The sequence below is a fragment of the Pseudomonas sp. NPDC086278 genome (assembly GCF_050280905.1).
In the GTDB taxonomy this organism is placed as follows: Bacteria; Pseudomonadota; Gammaproteobacteria; order Pseudomonadales; family Pseudomonadaceae; genus Aquipseudomonas.
Genome location: NZ_JBNNWE010000119.1, coordinates 1 through 17,395, shown reverse-complemented (window position 1 = coordinate 17,395; position 17,395 = coordinate 1). Strand labels below are relative to the sequence as shown.

The following is a 17,395-nucleotide window of genomic DNA, read 5'->3' as shown; positions in this document are numbered from 1 at the left end:
CCCCAAACCGGCGCCACCCTTCTTGCGACCCACTTGCACAAAAGGCTCGAAAATCCGCCCCTGCTGGCCGTAGGCGATGCCTTCGCCATTGTCTTCGACGCTGATGATCACCCGTTCGCCGTGGCGCCGGGCCTGCAAACGGATGTGCCCATCGGTGGCGGTATGGCGCAAGGCATTGTCGATCAGGTTATCGAGCACCCGGTCCAACTGCGGCTGATCAGCCTGCAGCCACGGCAGCGGGCCCTGCACTTCGAGCACCAGGCCGATACCCTTTGCTTGCGCCTCAGCGGCAAAGCGGCCCTTGGCCTGTTCGAGCAAACCTTCGATGGAACACGGCGCCAGCGTCAGTTTCTGCAAGCCGTTCTGGTATCGCGAGAAATTCAGCAAGTCGTTGATCAATTGCATCAAGCGCTGCATTTCTTCATTCACGGTGTCCAGCAAATCGGCTTCGCGGGAATCCTCAGGGTATTTCGCCCGCTCGCGGAACAGGCCGAACGCCATGTGCATGCCGGTGACCGGCGTGCGCAATTCATGGGATGCGCGCAGGACAAACTCGCTACGCACCCGCTCGAAGGCGCGTTGTTCGGTGACGTCATGCAGCACCATCACCGCGCCGAGAATGTGACCTTGTGTGTGGCTGACCGGCGTCAGGCTGTAAGTCAGTAACCGCGACTCGCCGTCAACCTCAAAGCTCAAGTCTTCCGGAGCCCGCTCCAGCGTGCCGCCACGCAGCACCAGTTGCAGTTGTTCGTCCAGCTCGGGACGCTCAAGGGCGGTGCCCAACCCCACGCCAAGTCGATCGGTGTCCCAACCCAATTGGCGCTGAGCCACCGGATTGAGATGTTCAAGATGGCCTTCGCGATCAATCATCAACAGCCCGTCGTCGATACTGTCGAGCACGGCCTGCAAGCGTTGCTGACCGGCCAGCAGCTCATCGACGTTGGTCGCCTGATGCTCACGCAAGGCCTCGGCCATGATCCCGAAACGCTTGGTCAACTGATTCATTTCTTCGGCGGATGAAATCGGCAGCGTGACCTCGAAATTGCCCTGACCAATGTCGTCGGCGGCCTGGGCCAAGGCCTCGATGGGTGCACCGAAACGCCGGGCGATGCCATGGGCGGTGATGAAGCCGATGATCAACACCGCCAGCCCGACGAACCCAAGCAGGGTCGCAATCAAGAGCGCCCTGTCCCGCGCCGCGCGCTGGGTTTCATCTATGTTGTTCAGCGCGCGCTTGTGTTCGCTGATCAAACCGTTACGCAACGCGTTGAATTTTTCCGTCAGTTCGTCGTTGCCACTCAACACGCTCGCCGGGTTCTGGGAACGGTTGTAGGCCTCCAGAAAGCTCAAGTAGTCAGCCTTGGCCTGCCTGAAACCATATTGAGTGCCATCGCCTGCCTGCTCATGCGCGATGCCTTCTTCGAGCAATTGGAAATAATGCTGGCGAGCAACATCAAACGCATCGGGATCGTGCTTGTCGCTCAGCATGATGATCAGTTGATCACCCAGGGTCTGGCGCAGTTTCAGGCCCAGGTCGAGGGTGGCGAAGTTGCTGCGAACCAATGCTTCCTGAGTGCCCGCCATCTGCATCACGCTGACCAGCCCGAGCAACAGCCCCAGCAGTGCCACGGTGATCAGCGCCGAGATGCTCAGAAACAATCGGGTCCGCAGCTTCATCGCCAGTTTCATCGGATACAGCTCACAGGTTGTATTGCTTACGTTTGCGATACAGCGTTGAAGCGTCGATGCCCAGGGTTTTGGCGGCCTGGTCCAGGGTGTCTGCCGTAGCGAGGACCGCGCCGATGTGGGCTTTTTCCAACTCATCCAGACTCAACGCGGCGCCGATGCGCGGCGCATTGTTGACCGGGGTCTCGGACATGCCCAGGTGGCTGATCTCGACACGCTCTTGCGGACAAATAATGCTCGCCCGTTCCACCACGTTGCGCAGCTCGCGAATATTGCCCGGCCAGCGATAGCCTAGCAGCGCCTCCCGGGCTTCCTCACTGAATCCTCGCGCCGGACGCGCGTACTCTTTGACGAAGCGCGCCAGAAAGCGGTCGGCGAGGTTGAGGATGTCTTCGCGGCGTTCGCGCAACGGCGGCAGGTGCAACGTGATGACGTTCAGGCGATAGAGCAAGTCTTCGCGAAAACGCCCGTCGCGAACCATGTCTTCCAGATTCAGGTTGGTGGCCGCGAGGATACGAACGTCGGCGCGACGCGTCACCGGGTCGCCAACCCGCTCGTATTCCTTGTCTTGAATGAATCGCAGCAACTTGGGTTGCAACGTCAAGGGAAAATCGCCGATCTCGTCGAGAAACAGCGTGCCGCCGTCGGCCTGATTGACCCGACCCAAGGTGCTTTCGCTGGCCCCGGTAAACGCGCCACGGCTGTGGCCGAAGAGTTCGCTTTCCATCAATTCGGCCGTCAGCGACGGGCAGTTGATGGTGACGCAGGATTTCTTCTGGCGTTTGCTCCAGCCGTGAATGGCCTGGGACAACTCACCTTTACCGGTGCCCGACTCGCCGAGGATCAGAATGTTGGCGTCGGTGCCAGCAACCTGCCGGGCAGTTTCGAGCACGACTTTCATGGCCGGGCTATGGGAATCCAGACCGTCCTTTGGCTTGCGCACTTCACCTTCAAGGGCTTCCAGACGCGCTGACAGTTGGCGCACTTCCAATTGCTTGGCCGTCGCCAGGCGCAATTGGTCGGGGCTGCACGGCTTGACGAGGTAATCGGCGGCGCCGGCCTGAATGGCATCGACCGCCGTGTCGACCGCCGAATGTGCGGTGACGATCACGACCCGCATCCACGGCGCCTGAATGCGCATTTGCGCCAACACATCGAGGCCATTGTCCTCGCCGAGGCGCAAGTCAAGGAAACACAGGTCGAATACCTGCCGCTGCAACAGGGCATCGGCCTGTGCCGCGCTGTTGGCGGTGGCGACGCTGTAGCCTTCGTCTTCGAGGCAATAACGGAAGGTTCGCAGGATGGCAGATTCGTCGTCCACCAGCAGAATGCGGCCTTGATGCTCAGTGGCAGATTCCATTTTCCTACGCTCCATAATGAAAGATCTTCGTTAGTCCCGGAAAAATCGGGCAAGTTGCATGGTTGATTCTGATCCATTCCAGCCCCGGCAGGGTAGCTAACCTTTCGCACCCTCGCCAATACACTGATTTTGTTGAATTTTTATAAACAGATCAGCTGTTAGGCGTTTGCCTACGTTCCTCTCTGACATCTGCGACCTGCTCTCAATTCAAAAATAATGAAAGTTCCTACGAATTTATCGTGCATTACGCACGACCGAAGAGGGTCCATCGTGCAGGATGCGTCCCACAGAATTTTTAGACCATATTTAAGCCATTGTTTTTAAAGGATTTATTTCTTTGAAAAAGCTGGCATGCAGGCTGCAATAGTCTGGTTATCAGGGCAATTATGAATTCACGCCCACTAACAAGATCACCACCACAGTGGGAGCAGTTTCAGATGAATCGCCAACGTGCCGCCCAATTGCGTATTTCGCCATTGCACCTCCAGCAAGGCCTGTTTGCCGTATTGGCGCTGTTGATCACCCTGATCGCAGGCCAACAGTTCCTGCTGTGGGAACAGAGCCAACAGCCGGAAGCGCCGCACGTATCGATTCAACATGCGACCCAGACCCATTTCAGCGCTGTCAGCAGCAACCAGGCTGAACTCGCACCGATGCGAATGATGGACGTCGACCAGGCGCAGCCTGTGGATGAGATGCCCCGTCAGGAACGTTGGGTGTTCTGAGCAACCCAAACTGGCGCGCTTGATGCGCCGGGACAAGCAGCACCGCAGCACCTCTAAACTTTAAATAATAGAAGCGTAAGCGTAAGGAGAATCACCATGTTGAGCTGGGCAATCACATTCTTGATCATTGCCATCATCGCCGCCGTACTGGGCTTCGGTGGTATCGCGGGCACCGCCACGGGTATCGCCAAGATTCTCTTTGTCGTGTTCCTGGTGATGTTCATTGCTTCCTTCTTCTTCGGCCGTCGCGGTCGAGGCTGACCATGAGCGTGTTCAAGACACTGGCAGCCGCCCTGCTGTTGGGCGGTAGTGCCATGGCGATGGCGGCCAATGATGGCCAGACGCGGGCCAACGAGTTGTTGACGTCAGACCCGCAGTACCGTGAAACCTGGACGAGTGTCGTTAAAAAGGAAGAACGACTGCCGGAATGGGTGATGAACCTGTCTGGCGATGCCGAGCAAATGAATGCGGTGCAGGAAGATGGCGACATGTATCTGGTCGGGCCGCTTTGCGAATCGCAACCGACGTGCCTGAACAAGCGCTTGATCGTGGCGTTCAGCTTCAACAAGAAGGACGCCTACGGCATGTTGGTCGAAGTGCCCGCAGGCCTACCGGCTGACAAGTCGCCGACGCGGCATGCCACTTACCGTTTCCTCGGTAAACCGGATCAGGGCATGCAAAACCTGTTGATGGAACAACTGAAAAAAGATCCGAACTGGTACTGAGTTGGTAACAAGAAAGAAGCAGCCTTGCTTCTTTCCGATGCGCTGCCTGAGGAAGGCAAGCGCATGACCAAGGGGTCGGGACGTTCTGACTGTTTCAGGGTCGGAGTGACCTACGGGTACAGGGAGTGCCTGCGCAAGGGCCGGGTCAGGCAAAAGCTGCGACGCAAGTTCGCCGGTCGGGTATGACTCGACGGACTTGCGAAGAGCTTCCGGCGTGCAAAAACGTCGATCCAGAGCATCCCGCGTACATCCCTCTGCTGCATATCCTTTCGAAAACCGTTTCGCGGTGTTTCTTCTCGACCGTATATCGAGAAAGCGCTACCCGCCCGACTGCGAGTTTTCGCTGTTAAACGTAGGTTTTTTCTGAAGTTTCGCCTTCAAATACCCTGATCAAAAAATCACCGACATCCGCTGAAATGGCCGGTTCACGGCACTTATACCTGCCGAAATGTCGTATTCGAACCGGTTGGGACGTGAGTTTAAGGTGAAAAAGCTCATGCCGATTCGGCATAGGGTAGGCGTTTACGGCATTAGACGTCGCTTCCTTGCATCGGAATAGTTGCGCCTTTTTTCGCCTGCCAGAGAGCCGTAAACACGCGCTCCGGGGCACCTTATACGGGGGCCGATGCACAGACTTTTTCGCCACAAGCGTGACCAGTCCTGCGCATCTGCCCGAGTCAAACGCAAGTAAGGGTAAAGATATGAAGAAGGCAAAGCTTAGCCTCGCCTGGCAGATCCTCATCGGTCTGGTATTGGGGATTGCAATCGGTGCGCTGCTTAACCATTTCAGCGCCGAAAAAGCCTGGTGGATCAGCAACGTCCTGCAACCGGCGGGCGATATCTTTATTCGTCTGATCAAGATGATCGTGATCCCGATCGTGATCTCCTCGCTGATCGTCGGTATCGCCGGGGTCGGCGATGCGAAGAAACTCGGGCGTATTGGCCTGAAAACGATCATTTACTTCGAAGTCGTCACCACTGTCGCCATTCTGGTGGGCCTGGTGCTGGCCAACGTGGTCCATCCGGGCAGCGGCATCGACATGAGCACCCTGGGGACGGTGGATATTTCCAAGTACCAGGCGACGGCGGCCGAAGTTCAGCATGAACACGCGTTCATCGAAACCATCCTCAACCTGATCCCGTCGAACATCTTCGCGGCCATGGCTCGCGGCGAGATGCTGCCAATCATCTTCTTCTCCGTGTTGTTCGGCCTCGGTCTGTCGAGCCTGCAATCGGACCTGCGCGAGCCGCTGGTGAAGATGTTCCAGGGCGTGTCCGAGAGCATGTTCAAAGTCACCCACATGATCATGAACTACGCCCCGATCGGCGTATTCGCCCTGATCGCGGTGACCGTGGCCAACTTCGGTTTCGCCTCGCTGCTGCCGCTGGCCAAACTGGTGGTGCTGGTTTACTTCGCCATCGCCTTCTTCGCCTTCGTCGTGCTGGGCCTGATTGCCAGGCTGTTCGGCTTCTCGGTGATCAAACTGATGCGCATCTTCAAGGATGAGCTGGTGTTGGCTTACTCCACCGCCAGTTCCGAAACCGTGCTGCCGCGCGTGATCGAGAAGATGGAAGCCTACGGCGCGCCGAAAGCCATTTGCAGCTTCGTGGTGCCGACCGGTTACTCGTTCAACCTCGACGGTTCGACCCTGTACCAGAGCATCGCGGCAATCTTCATTGCCCAGCTGTACGGCATCGACCTGTCGATGAGCCAGCAATTGCTGCTGGTGCTGACGCTGATGGTCACCTCCAAAGGCATCGCCGGCGTACCAGGCGTGTCGTTCGTGGTGTTGCTGGCCACCTTGGGCAGCGTCGGCATTCCATTGGAAGGCCTGGCGTTCATTGCTGGCGTCGACCGCATCATGGACATGGCGCGTACCGCGCTGAACGTGATCGGCAATGCCTTGGCCGTGCTGGTTATCGCACGCTGGGAAGGCATGTACGACGACGCCAAGGGCGAACGTTACTGGAACTCCCTGCCGCACTGGCGCAGCAAGGAAAAGCTGCCGGCTGGCGAGATTTCCAAAGGCTGATGACATAACCCTGTGGGAGCGGGCTTGCTCGCGAATGGGGTGTGTCAGTCGCCCGATCAGCTGACTGACACACCGCTTTCGCGAGCAAGCCCGCTCCCACAGTGGATTGAGGCCAGCCCACGGAATTGGGCTTATGCAGCCATAAACAAACCCCGGAGAAATCCGGGGTTTGTCGTTTCTGGCGACCCCGCTATCATTCGCCGCATCTTCCGGGGGATTTGACTGATGCTTAATGGCCTGTGGCTTGGCTTCTTCATCGTGGCGGCCATTTCGGCGCTGGTGCAATGGCTGGTCGGCGGTAATGCCGGAATATTCGCGGCGATGGTGGAAAGTATTTTCGCCATGGCCAAGTTGTCGGTCGAAGTCATGGTCCTGCTGTTCGGCACGCTGACGCTGTGGCTGGGCTTCCTGCGGATCGCCGAGAAGGCCGGGATCGTCGATTGGCTGGCCAGGGCGCTGGGCCCGCTATTTCTGCGACTGATGCCGGAAGTGCCGCCCGGGCACCCGGCAATCGGCCTGATCACGCTGAACTTCGCCGCCAATGCCCTGGGCCTCGACAACGCCGCCACGCCCATCGGCCTCAAGGCCATGAAGGCGCTGCAAGAGCTCAATCCCAGCGCCACCATCGCCAGCAACGCGCAGATCCTGTTTCTGGTGCTCAACGCGTCGTCGCTGACGCTGTTGCCGGTGACGATTTTCATGTACCGCGCCCAGCAAGGCGCGCCCGACCCGACGCTGGTGTTCCTGCCGATCCTGCTCGCCACCAGTTGCTCGACCATCGTCGGCTTCCTGTCGGTCGCGTTCATGCAACGCTTGCGCGTCTGGGACCCGGTGGTGCTCGCTTACCTGATTCCCGGTGCCTTGGCCCTCGGTGGCTTCATGGCGCTGCTGGGCACGCTCTCGGCAACCGCGCTGGCCGGCCTCTCATCCATCCTCGGCAACCTGACGCTGTTCGGGCTGATCATGTTGTTTCTGATCATCGGCGCGTTACGCAAAGTGAAGGTTTACGAAGCGTTCGTCGAAGGCGCCAAGGAAGGCTTCGACGTGGCGAAGAATCTGCTGCCGTATCTGGTGGCGATGCTCTGCGCGGTGGGTGTATTGCGAGCCTCTGGCGCGCTGGACTTTGGCCTGGACGGGATTCGGCACCTGGTGGAATGGGCCGGTTGGGACACGCGGTTCGTCGATGCGTTGCCCACCGCGATGGTCAAGCCGTTTTCCGGCAGCGCCGCCCGGGCGATGCTGATTGAAACCATGAAGACGTCCGGGGTGGACAGCTTTCCGGCACTGGTGGCGGCGACGATCCAGGGCAGCACCGAGACGACGTTTTATGTGCTGGCGGTGTACTTCGGCGCGGTGGGCATCCAGCGCGCACGGCATGCGGTGGGGTGTGCGTTGCTGGCGGAACTGGCGGGCGTGGTCGGCGCGATTTTCGTCTGCTACTGGTTCTTCGGCTAACCACAAAACCATTGTGGGAGCGGGCTTGCTCGCGAAGGCGGTGTGTCAGTCAACAATGATCTCGGCTGACACACCGCTTTCGCGAGCAAGCCCGCTCCCACAGGGGATTTGTGTTGCGTTCAGGGTCGGAGTGGCGGCGCGACCTTCTGGCCTTCTTCAACCGTCCACGCCACCACCTGCGCGGTCAACTGGTCACTGGCCTTGGCAAACCCGGCGACCACCGATGGCACTTGCTTATCGCTCAACGGCTGGCGCACTTCAAAGCGCCGACTGGCCAGAATCCGCTGGTCATAACCGCGCACCAGCAACGCATCCAGCCGCACGACCACGCTTGCATTCGTGCCTTGGTATTCGGTCTGGAACGCTTGCAAGCTCCCGCCCAATTCCAGATCTGCCTGGAAATTGCTGTCATCGGTGCTCAGTAGCGGCACGCGACCATCGCGCTGGAACCCGTCCAGCAGACGGTTGCGCAGCAACACCGGCGCCGGATCGCTCCAGCGCGAAGCCTTGTAGCTGCTGATCAAGTCCCCTTGAGGAATGACCGCGATTTTCGGGCTGTCCAGCGCTTCGCTGGCCTGCGGCTTGGCCAGGCGCAGCGACCACTGCTGCGGTGTGCCGTGGCTGGCGGCAGCGCTGCCCTGGGCAGAAGGCAAACGGTAAACATCCGACGGCTCGGACTTGGGCAAGATCGAGCATGAACTGAGCAACGTGAAGCTGGCGAGGAAGGCGATGTGCGTCAGCTTCATGGCGTGAACTCCTTGTTCTTGTCACTGCCCAGCAGATAACCGCTGGGGTTGGATTCGAGGCGTTGGGAAATCGCCCGCAACGAGGTCAATGTGTCGCGCAGCTCACGTATCGCCGGCGCCACGCCATTCAAGCCTTGCATGCCACTGTTGAGCGAATCCTGATTGTTGCTGATCAGCTTGTTGATGGTCGCGCTGCTCTGTTCCAGCGACTTCATCGCTTGCTCGGCGCTGCCGAATATTTGCTTGCCCTGATCATTGAGCAGCCCATTGGCGTTGCGCATCAGCGCCGAGGTTTGCTCCAGCATGCTGCTCGCCTGTTTGCCGACCGACGCCAGTTGCTGCATGGCCTGCCGGATGTCACCGCGCTGCTCGGCAATGGTGCTGGTGGTCTGTTCCAGGTGCTCGAGGGTCTGGCTGATCCGTTCGACGTTCTCGGTGGAGAACATCAGGTTGGCGTTGTGCATCAGCGTATTCACGCCGGCCATCAGGTCGTTGCTGTCGTTCAGCAGACGGGCAATGGGTGAGGGCGACGCCACAATCGTCGGCAGGTCACCACCTTTGCCTTTGAGCGCCGGGCTCTGCGGCGTGCCACCGCTGAGCTGGATGATCGAAGTGCCGGTGATACCGGTCAGCGCCAATATGGCCCGGGTGTCTTCCTTGATCGGCGTCTCGCCACCCAGACGAATCCGCGCCAGCACCCGACGCGGGTCTTTGGGGTCCAGGCGCAAGGTCACCACGTCACCGACCTTGATCCCGCTGTACTGCACGGCGCTGCCTTTGGACAGGCCACTGACCGCCTCGTTGAAGACGATTTCGTAATCCTTGAACTCGGTGTCGACGCTGGACTTGGCCAGCCACAAACCGAAGAGCAGGGCACCTGCCACCACGATCACGGTGAACAGGCCGATCAATACATGATGGGCTCGGGTTTCCATGTCAGACCTCGTTCAACTGTTGAGCGGCCGTCAGCGCCGCGCGGCCGCGAGGGCCATGGAAGTATTCGTGAATCCACGCATCGTTGGTTTCCGAGACTTTGTCGATGGCGTCCGCCACCAGCACTTTCTTCTGCGCCAGCACCGCCACGCGGTCGGTGATGGTGTAGAGCGTGTCGAGGTCGTGAGTCACCAGAAACACGCTCAAGCCCAACGCATCGCGCAGGGTCAGGATCAATTGATCGAACGCCGCCGCGCCAATCGGATCGAGGCCGGCGGTGGGTTCGTCGAGGAACAGGATGTCCGGGTCCAGTGCCAGCGCCCGGGCCAGTGCCGCGCGCTTGATCATGCCGCCCGACAACGAGGCCGGGTACTTGTCGGCAGCCGACAGCGGCAACCCGGCCAGCGCCAGTTTCACTGCCGCCAGGTGCTCGGCGTCGGCACGGCTGAGGCCGGCGTGTTCGATCAGGGGCAGGGCGACGTTCTCGGTCACGGTCATCGAAGAGAACAGGGCGCCTTGCTGGAACAGCACGCCGAATCGACGCTCGACCATCGAGCGCTCGTGCTCGGACAGGGTCGGCAGGTTTTTGCCAAAGACCTTCACCACGCCTTCGCTGGGCTGGCGCAAACCGATAATGCTGCGCAGCAGCACCGATTTGCCGCTGCCGGAACCGCCGACCACCGCGAGGATTTCGCCCTTGTACAAATCGAGATCGAGGTTTTCATGCACGCTCTGGCTGCCGAAGCGATTGCACAGCCCACGAACTTCGATCACCGCCTCGGAGGGCGCTCGGGGTAGACGACTCACCAGCCCATCTCCATGAAAAACAACGCGGCCACGGCATCGAGCACGATCACCACGAAAATCGACTGCACCACGCTCGACGTGGTGTGCGCACCGACGGACTCAGCGCTGCCACTGACTTTGAAGCCTTCCAGGCAACCAATCGCGGCGATCAGGAACGCGAAGATCGGCGCTTTGACCATCCCCACCAGAAAGTGCTGAACGCCGATGTCCGATTGCAACAGCGAGAGGAACATCGCCGGCGAAATGCCCAGCGACACGGCACACACCACGCCGCCGCCGATAATCCCCGAGAGCATCGCCAGGAACGTCAGCATCGGCAGCGCCACCAGCAGCGCCAGCACCCGCGGCACCACCAGCAACTCCATCGGGTCGAGGCCCAGGGTGCGGATGGCGTCGATCTCTTCGTTGGCCTTCATCGAACCGATTTGCGCGGTGAACGCGCTGGCCGTGCGGCCGGCCATCAGGATCGCGGTCAGCAACACACCGAATTCGCGCAGGAAGGAAAACGCCACCAGGTCCACGGTGAAGATACTCGCGCCGAAACTGGCCAGCACCGTCGCGCCCAGAAACGCCACCACGGCGCCCACCAGAAACGTCAGCAAGGCGACGATGGGCGCGGCGTCGAGGCCGGTCTGCTCGATGTGCGCGACCATCGAGGTCAGGCGCCAGCGCTTGGGACGGAGCACGCCACGGGCGACGGTCTCGAGGATCAGGCCGACGAAACCCAGCAGTTGCAGGGTGTCTTGCCAGATCGCGTCCACCGCGCCGCCGATGCGGGTCAGCAGTTGAATGCCGACGTTGACTTCCGGTTCCTTGATCGGCACGCAGAAGTCGGTCAGCGAGCGGTAAACCGTCTGCAACAAGGCGCGATCAGGCGTGGACAGGGTGCAATCGGGGTGCTCGGCGGATCGGCCGAGACGCTCGGAACCGAGCAACTCCACCAGCAGCGACGCGCCGGCGGTGTCGAGTGCGCCGAGGCCGTTGAGGTCGATGTGGGTGTTGTCGTCGTATTGGCCGTGGAGCTTTTCGCTCAACTGCTTGAGGTCGGCGTAATGGGCAAGCGTCCAGTCACCCGTCACCCGCAGTTGCGCGGGGGAGTGAGAGGCATCCAGTTGGGCGTTACCGGCCAAAGTGCTGCTGGTCATAAGCTCCGTGCTTGTTCGGCTGTCAGGCAGACGTACGTAATAACACGAACTGCATTACTTTTCTTTGGTCGGTGTGCTGTCGGTGATCTTGAAGCGCAACACGCCAATCACCTGGCCATCTTCGGTCAGCACCCGGACCTGCCAGTCGCCGACCGGATTGCCCGGAAAGTTCTGCTTGTGCGTCCAGGCGCGGTAGCCTTCCTTGCGCCCGCCGTGGATGTCCAGCGGGATGCGGTCGACCTCTTTGCCGTCGAACTGCCACACGTGGTAAATCCGCTCGTCCAGGCCGCGCGGCGCGTTGATGGCGGTGTACGCGAACAAACCGCCGCCGCGAATCTGCTCGGCGCTGACTTCATCGAGCGCATCGCCGGGGCTGCGGTCCTGCATTTGCGTGCTGATTGCCACGTCGGTCATCCACAGCGTCGCCGGTGGCACCCACGAACGCAGCACCCAACCGACGCCGCCGATGCCCACGGTGATGCTCAGGATCGCCAGCGCGTTGCGCACGGTGCGAATCGGAAAGATCGACGCCAGGCTCGGGAATGACAGCACCACGGAAATGCCCAGCGCCAGTTTGAAGCTCTGGGAGGTGGTCAGGTGCAGGATGACGGGCAGGGCGGTCAGCAGGGCGGCGAACAGCGTCAGCGTGTGCAACGCCAGAAAGGCCCAGCGCCGTGGCGCCAGCCATTTGTAGTAGAGCGGATCGGTGATGGAAATCAGCGCGGCGATGCCCAGCAGCCCGGTAAAAAACAACTGCCCGCTGTTCCAGGTGGTGGTGATGAAAAAGAACGGCAGAACGAAAAACAGACTTTCCTGGTGGATCATCTGCGTCGCATAACGCAGCAACGGCTGCGGAATTTCGCGCTTGAACACCCGGGTGAACAGTTGGGTGAGGGTGTTTTCCAGCATCAGCCAGATCCAGCTGAGCACCATGATGATGGTGATCCAGGTCGCCAGGCCCTGCTGACGGTCAACCAGAATGAAACTGCCGACCCCGGAAATGAAACCGCCGAGCGCAATCACCCCGGGGTAGCGCTTCATCAATTCCAGGATGCGCTGGACGTACGGAGGCAGGGTAGGCATTGGGCGGTTCACACTTGTTGTAGGAAAAATCCTCGACAGGTTACCGCCCGGCGGGAGGTGTGGCGAGGGTATCGGTCCGTTGCCTGAAACAAACTTCATCTGTGGCGAGGGGGCTTGCCCCCGTCCGGCTGCGCGGCAGTCGTGGCCTCATGAAAGCGGTATATCCAAGTGAAGCGGACACCCTTTCTCGGGCCGCTTCGCAGCCCAACGGGGGCAAGCCCCCTCGCCACAAAAGCGCTCCCGCCCGAGGCGATTTTCAGCGTCTGCGGTGCACGCGCCAGGCCAGAAGCCCGAGCACTATCAACCCGCATACCCCGGCAATCGCCCACAGCAGCTGGTCGTAACTCATCAACGGCTTCTCGATCCGCAAATACCCCGGTTGCAGCAACAACTCGCGCATCGCCTTGTTGGCTTCTTCCAGGGACACGCTTTGCAGTTCCTTGGCGGGGTCGGCGAAGCGTCCGTCTTGGTAGTCCCCCAGCGCGCTCCAGTAGTAATCGGCCAGTGCGCTGTTGCCTTGCACGGCCCAGGTCTGGCGGGCGATGGCGGCCTGTTTGAGACGGTTGAAAGTGTCGGCATCGAGGCCGTCCTTGAGCAACCCGGCTTTCAGTTCATCCAGCACCTGCTGCGCTTGCGGCAAGTCGTCTCGCTCAAGGTCGGCGTTAAGGCTCATGAAACCCACGCCGCCAAACAGTTCGCGCTCGGCGGACGGGCCGTAGGACAAACTGTGGGCCAGGCGCATTTGGCGATAGAGCGCCCAGTCCAGATAGTCCTTGAGCAGGTCGAAGGTTTCGTCGTGCTGATCCTCCAGCACCGGCTCCGGCACCAGCCAATGCAACTTGGCACCGTCGCCGACGAAACCGTCATTCAACGTGCGCTCATGGGCGGCGGTCGCGTTGATTTCCGGTAACGCCAGGTGATCGGTGGGGTCGACGGCTTCCAGCGCGCCAAACGACCGCTCCAGATACGCCGGCAGCAGGCGATCGAGGTCGCCGACGACAATCAGCGTCATGTTGTTGGGGGCGTACCAGGCCTTGCGCACCTTCTCCAGTTGTTCGCGGGTCAGGTGATCGACCTCGGCCCGCTCAGGGCACTTGAGGCCCAGTTCCACCGCCAACTGATTGCTTGCGGTGTGGCCCAGGTCCTGGCGATCGAGCCAGCGTTGCAGGTGCGAGTAATGGCCGCCGTCCTCACGCTCGACCACTTCCTTGGCCGCGTTGATGGCGTTGTCGTCGATGCGGGTCTGGGTCAGCAGCGCCAGCAACAGGTCGAGGACCTTGCGCTGATTTTTCGCCGGGGCTTCGATGACGAACGTGGTATCGGCGTTGCTGGTGTAGGCGTTCCACTCGCCGCCCAGCGCTTGCATGCGCTCTTCCAGGCCACCCTCGCCGGTGGCGTCGATGCCGCTGAACAGCAGATGTTCGAGCAGGTGCGGCAGTTCCTTGTCCGCGCAACTGAAATCATCGAGGCCAACGCCGACCACCAGGCGAATCGCCACGTGCCCACGCTCGGTGCCGGGCTTGAGCAGCAATTGCAGACCGTTCGGCAGCGTGTAGCCCTCGACCTGAAAACGGTCCAGGGCAAACGCAGGCAATGAACCCAGCAATAGACAGGCGAACAACAGACAACGCATAACAAGCTTCCATACGGCTGATTGGAGATCCGTGTCGCTTCCCCGTCAGCCAATCGTCAGGCTGAACCATTGTTACTGACTGACCACACCGCCAGACGTTCAAGGCGAATGTGTGATGTCAGCCATATCGTCGACAATCAATGCGCCGGTGTCCGTGGTTTCCAGCACCACATAAGCGCTGCTGCAGAACAATGAATTCAGGCGTTTCATGTCGGCAATCAACTCCAGGTGCAGCGAGCTGGTCTCGATACTCTGCACAATCTTTCGTTGCAAGCGGCTGACATGCGCATGGGCCAGGCGGCGCTCCTGGGCGCGAAAGCGACGTTTTTCTCGCAGCAATTGACGGGCGCTTTCCTTGTCGGCGCTGAGGAACACCGACAACCCCAGACGCAGGTTGGCGATCAACTGGCTGTGCAGCCCGGCCAATTCTTCCAGGCCGACTTCGGAAAACGAGCGCCGTTGCGAGGTTTTCTGTTGTTGCACCTTGCGCAGCATGCGTTCGATCAGGTCGCTGGCGAGTTTGAGGTTGATCGCCAACTCGATGGTTTCCGCCCAGCGCCGACTGTCCTGATCGCTCAAGTCTTCGCGGGGCATTTGCGCCAGATAGAGCTTGATCGCGCTGTACAGCGCTTCGACGTCATCGGTCAGGCGCCGCATTTCCTGGGTGACCGCCGTTTGCTTGCCGCGCAGCACGTCAAGCATGGCTTCGAGCATGTTGTCGATCAGGTCGCCCATACGCAGGGTTTCCCGCGCGGCATTGGCTAGCGCCAGGCTGGGAGTGACCAGCGCAGTCGGATCAAGATGCCGGGGTTTGATGATGCCGTTGACCTCGGGCCGCTCCGGCAGCAACCACGCGCAAAGCCTGGCCATTGGCGCGACGCTTGGCAGCAGGATCAGGCAGCGCGTGGTGTTGTAGAGCAGGTGGAAGCCGATGACCATTTCCTGAGGGCTGTAGTCGAGGCTGTCGATCCAGTGCACGAGCGGGTCGAGCACCGGAATGATCAGCAGCAACCCGATCAGTTTGTACAACAGGCTGCCGAGCGCGACCTGCCGGCCGGCGGCGTTCTGCATGCTGGTGCTCATGAACGCCAAAATGCCGCTGCCGATGTTGGCGCCGATCACCAGGCCGATGGCCACCGGCAAACTGATCACGCTGGCGCCGGCCAGGGTCGCGGTCAGCAGGACGGCGGCCAGGCTGGAGTAGGAAATCATCGCGAACAACGCGCCGACCAGAGCATCGAGCAAAATGTCGCCGGTCAGCGACGCGAAAATCACTTTCACGCCTTGGGCGTGGGTGATCGGCGCGGCGGCCTCGACGATCAGTTGCAGCGCCAGAATGATCAGCCCCAGGCCAATACTGACCCGGCCCATCTGCCCGAGTCGCGTCTGTTTGCGCGACAGAAAGAAAATCACCCCAAGGAAAATCAGCAGCGGCGACAGCCACGACAAATCGAACGTCAGCACCCGCGCCATCAGCGCCGTACCGACGTCGGCACCGAGCATCGTCGCCAGCGCCGGCATCAGCGCCATCAGGCCCTGACCGACAAAAGAGGTGACGAGCATGGCCGTGGCGTTGCTGCTCTGGACCATCGCGGTCACGACAATCCCGGCGACAAACGCCAACCCTTTCTTGGACATGTTCTGGCCAATCACATGGCGCAGGTTGGAACCGTAGACCCGCAGGATGCCGGTTCGGACGATGTGCGTGCCCCAGATCAACAAGGCCACGGCAGATAACAAATTGAGCAGGGTGAGCATAAGGGCCCCCTGTGGTGGTAGCGCCCCAAAGGGGCAAGTTGACGGTACCGCGCTTTTTCTACGTTTGTACTTTAGCTGTAGTTGGCTAACGGGCTGCGCGCCAGCATCGCATAGCTAAAGAAGTGATTGAAACAAAACTGTCATGAAAACAAGGTTCATGCGGGATGGGTTCAGGGCCCCGAAGACCGATGCGAGCCGGAAGAAACGCGACCCCCTGTGGGAGCGAGCTTGCTCGTGAAGGCGGATTTGAATCACCACTCAATGACCGGAAGGATTTGGGAGGCGTTCAATCGCTGTAGTAATCCGCCCCCACGCTGACATCGATCAGATACTTCGCTGTCTTCGGATCGCGCTCATCACAGCGGGCATAGCATTTTACGTTTAGCGCAAGGCTATATTTGTGGGGTATCAACAGCACCGTCACCACCACGTGCTCAAACAACTCAGCCTGAAGTACTTTTTTATCATCCTCGGTAGAGGTTTTAACCCAAGGATTTCTTTCTGCATTCCAAGGTACCCATCCAGCATTTCTTAGTTGGCTCTGTAACTGATCGAGTACCATAATCATTTCGTCAAATGGCACCGTTTCAAGCATCGGAGAAATCGTCATGGTCGAGACCTTCCCCTCATCAAATCCAATCGCGCCAAACTTGTTAGCGGGCAGCTTAAAGCCATGCTCAGGATCATCAAAATGGATAATGACCGGGCTGGATACCCATGTAGAACTAGGGTGCGGCGGGTCACTGGGATACATGGCAGTTTTACGCAACACAGGAAACGTCGAGTCCGTTACGACGCTTTCGTAAGTTTTGCCGATGTGAACAACCAAAAAATCCGTTGGGTAGTGAAAGGAAATCAGGCAAACAAACAGCATTAAAAACATGACTCTGCGCCAACATATACCGCGCCGCTTGTAACGATTCCTCATGTTCCGCTTCGATCCCGCCCAACGCTGATATCGATCAAGTATTCAGCCGTCTCCGCGTCACGCGTACGGCAATGCGCATAGCATTTGATCAAAAGCAGAAGGCTATATTTTCCCGGTACGTACAAATCAACGCCCACTGGCTGATCGAAGAGCTTGGCCCGCAATCGCTCACGTTCGGCACTAGAGTCGACACTGAACCAGTCGTTATTTTCTAAAGGCTCAAGCGTCCAACCTCGGGACTTGAGGATGTTTTGTATATCTATCAATCGATTCAAGGTCTCGGTAAAAGGTTTCGTTTCCGACATAGGCGAGGTGGTCAGCGTCGAGACGTTTTGGCTTCCATACGTAACGGCGCCAAACACCGTCGGAGGAAGTTTG

15 protein-coding genes and 1 pseudogene are annotated in these 17,395 nt (G+C 59.6%); 5 read left to right on the top strand and 11 right to left on the bottom strand.

The annotated features are described in order from the left end of the window. Both ACQKP4_RS25740 and algB read right to left on the bottom strand, forming a co-directional pair. Positions 1-1,689: KinB sensor domain-containing domain (locus ACQKP4_RS25740; RefSeq protein ID WP_427636720.1), on the bottom strand; the 1,689-nt coding region annotated here is incomplete at its 3' end. A gap of 10 nt (positions 1,690-1,699) precedes the next feature. Next, positions 1,700-3,046 (bottom strand): sigma-54-dependent response regulator transcription factor AlgB, encoded by a 1,347-nt coding sequence (algB, locus tag ACQKP4_RS25735; protein WP_427636718.1) that lies wholly within the window; start codon positions 3,044-3,046, stop codon positions 1,700-1,702. A 437-nt stretch (positions 3,047-3,483) separates the two neighbouring features. On the opposite strand from algB, the gene ACQKP4_RS25730 reads away from it, so the two are divergent. The 5 genes from ACQKP4_RS25730 to ACQKP4_RS25710 all read left to right on the top strand — a co-directional run bounded on the left by ACQKP4_RS25730 (position 3,484) and on the right by ACQKP4_RS25710 (position 7,984). Beyond that, positions 3,484-3,771, top strand: coding sequence for a hypothetical protein (locus tag ACQKP4_RS25730; RefSeq protein ID WP_427636716.1), 288 nt, complete (start codon positions 3,484-3,486; stop codon positions 3,769-3,771). A 96-nt stretch (positions 3,772-3,867) separates the two neighbouring features. Further along, on the top strand, positions 3,868-4,032 hold the full coding sequence (locus ACQKP4_RS25725) for a DUF1328 domain-containing protein (RefSeq protein WP_003177151.1): 165 nt from the start codon (positions 3,868-3,870) through the stop codon (positions 4,030-4,032). Positions 4,033-4,034: 2 nt separating this feature from the next. Beyond that, entirely contained in the window at positions 4,035-4,496 is a 462-nt protein-coding gene (locus ACQKP4_RS25720; protein ID WP_427636714.1) for an inhibitor of vertebrate lysozyme family protein, read from the top strand. A gap of 701 nt (positions 4,497-5,197) precedes the next feature. Beyond that, the gene (gene gltP, locus ACQKP4_RS25715; protein WP_427636713.1) at positions 5,198-6,529 is read left to right on the top strand and encodes a glutamate/aspartate:proton symporter GltP; all 1,332 of its coding nucleotides are present in this window, start codon (positions 5,198-5,200) and stop codon (positions 6,527-6,529) included. A 225-nt stretch (positions 6,530-6,754) separates the two neighbouring features. Then, a complete protein-coding gene (locus ACQKP4_RS25710) occupies positions 6,755-7,984 on the top strand; it encodes a nucleoside recognition domain-containing protein (RefSeq protein ID WP_427636712.1) in 1,230 nt (409 codons plus the stop codon). Positions 7,985-8,103: 119 nt separating this feature from the next. Here ACQKP4_RS25710 and ACQKP4_RS25705 read toward each other — a convergent pair whose 3' ends face one another. The 9 genes and pseudogenes from ACQKP4_RS25705 to ACQKP4_RS25665 form a co-directional block, all read right to left on the bottom strand. Further along, positions 8,104-8,730, bottom strand: coding sequence for an ABC-type transport auxiliary lipoprotein family protein (locus tag ACQKP4_RS25705; protein WP_427636711.1), 627 nt, complete (start codon positions 8,728-8,730; stop codon positions 8,104-8,106). Further along, positions 8,727-9,665, bottom strand: coding sequence for an MlaD family protein (locus ACQKP4_RS25700; RefSeq protein WP_427636709.1), 939 nt, complete (start codon positions 9,663-9,665; stop codon positions 8,727-8,729). The genes ACQKP4_RS25705 and ACQKP4_RS25700 overlap by 4 nt, the downstream gene beginning before the upstream one ends. 1 nt (position 9,666) lies before the next feature. Then, the gene (locus tag ACQKP4_RS25695; protein WP_427636708.1) at positions 9,667-10,470 is read right to left on the bottom strand and encodes an ABC transporter ATP-binding protein; all 804 of its coding nucleotides are present in this window, start codon (positions 10,468-10,470) and stop codon (positions 9,667-9,669) included. Further along, positions 10,467-11,615: an MlaE family lipid ABC transporter permease subunit gene (locus tag ACQKP4_RS25690; protein ID WP_427636707.1), complete on the bottom strand. Its 1,149-nt coding sequence runs from the start codon at positions 11,613-11,615 to the stop codon at positions 10,467-10,469. Before ACQKP4_RS25690 ends, ACQKP4_RS25695 begins: the two co-directional genes overlap by 4 nt. Before the next feature lie 54 nt (positions 11,616-11,669). Next, the gene (locus ACQKP4_RS25685) at positions 11,670-12,698 is read right to left on the bottom strand and encodes a DUF5924 family protein (RefSeq protein WP_427636705.1); all 1,029 of its coding nucleotides are present in this window, start codon (positions 12,696-12,698) and stop codon (positions 11,670-11,672) included. A gap of 256 nt (positions 12,699-12,954) precedes the next feature. Next, positions 12,955-14,331 carry a M16 family metallopeptidase gene (locus ACQKP4_RS25680; RefSeq protein WP_427636703.1) on the bottom strand — a complete coding sequence of 459 codons (1,377 nt, stop codon included), beginning with the start codon at positions 14,329-14,331 and terminating at the stop codon, positions 12,955-12,957. Between the two features lie 99 nt (positions 14,332-14,430). Then, positions 14,431-16,089: a Na/Pi cotransporter family protein gene (locus ACQKP4_RS25675; RefSeq protein ID WP_427636702.1), complete on the bottom strand. Its 1,659-nt coding sequence runs from the start codon at positions 16,087-16,089 to the stop codon at positions 14,431-14,433. A gap of 286 nt (positions 16,090-16,375) precedes the next feature. Continuing rightward, positions 16,376-16,972: a hypothetical protein gene (locus tag ACQKP4_RS25670; protein WP_427636700.1), complete on the bottom strand. Its 597-nt coding sequence runs from the start codon at positions 16,970-16,972 to the stop codon at positions 16,376-16,378. Between the two features lie 41 nt (positions 16,973-17,013). After that, a pseudogene (locus ACQKP4_RS25665) lies at positions 17,014-17,395 on the bottom strand (hypothetical protein); the annotation flags it as partial.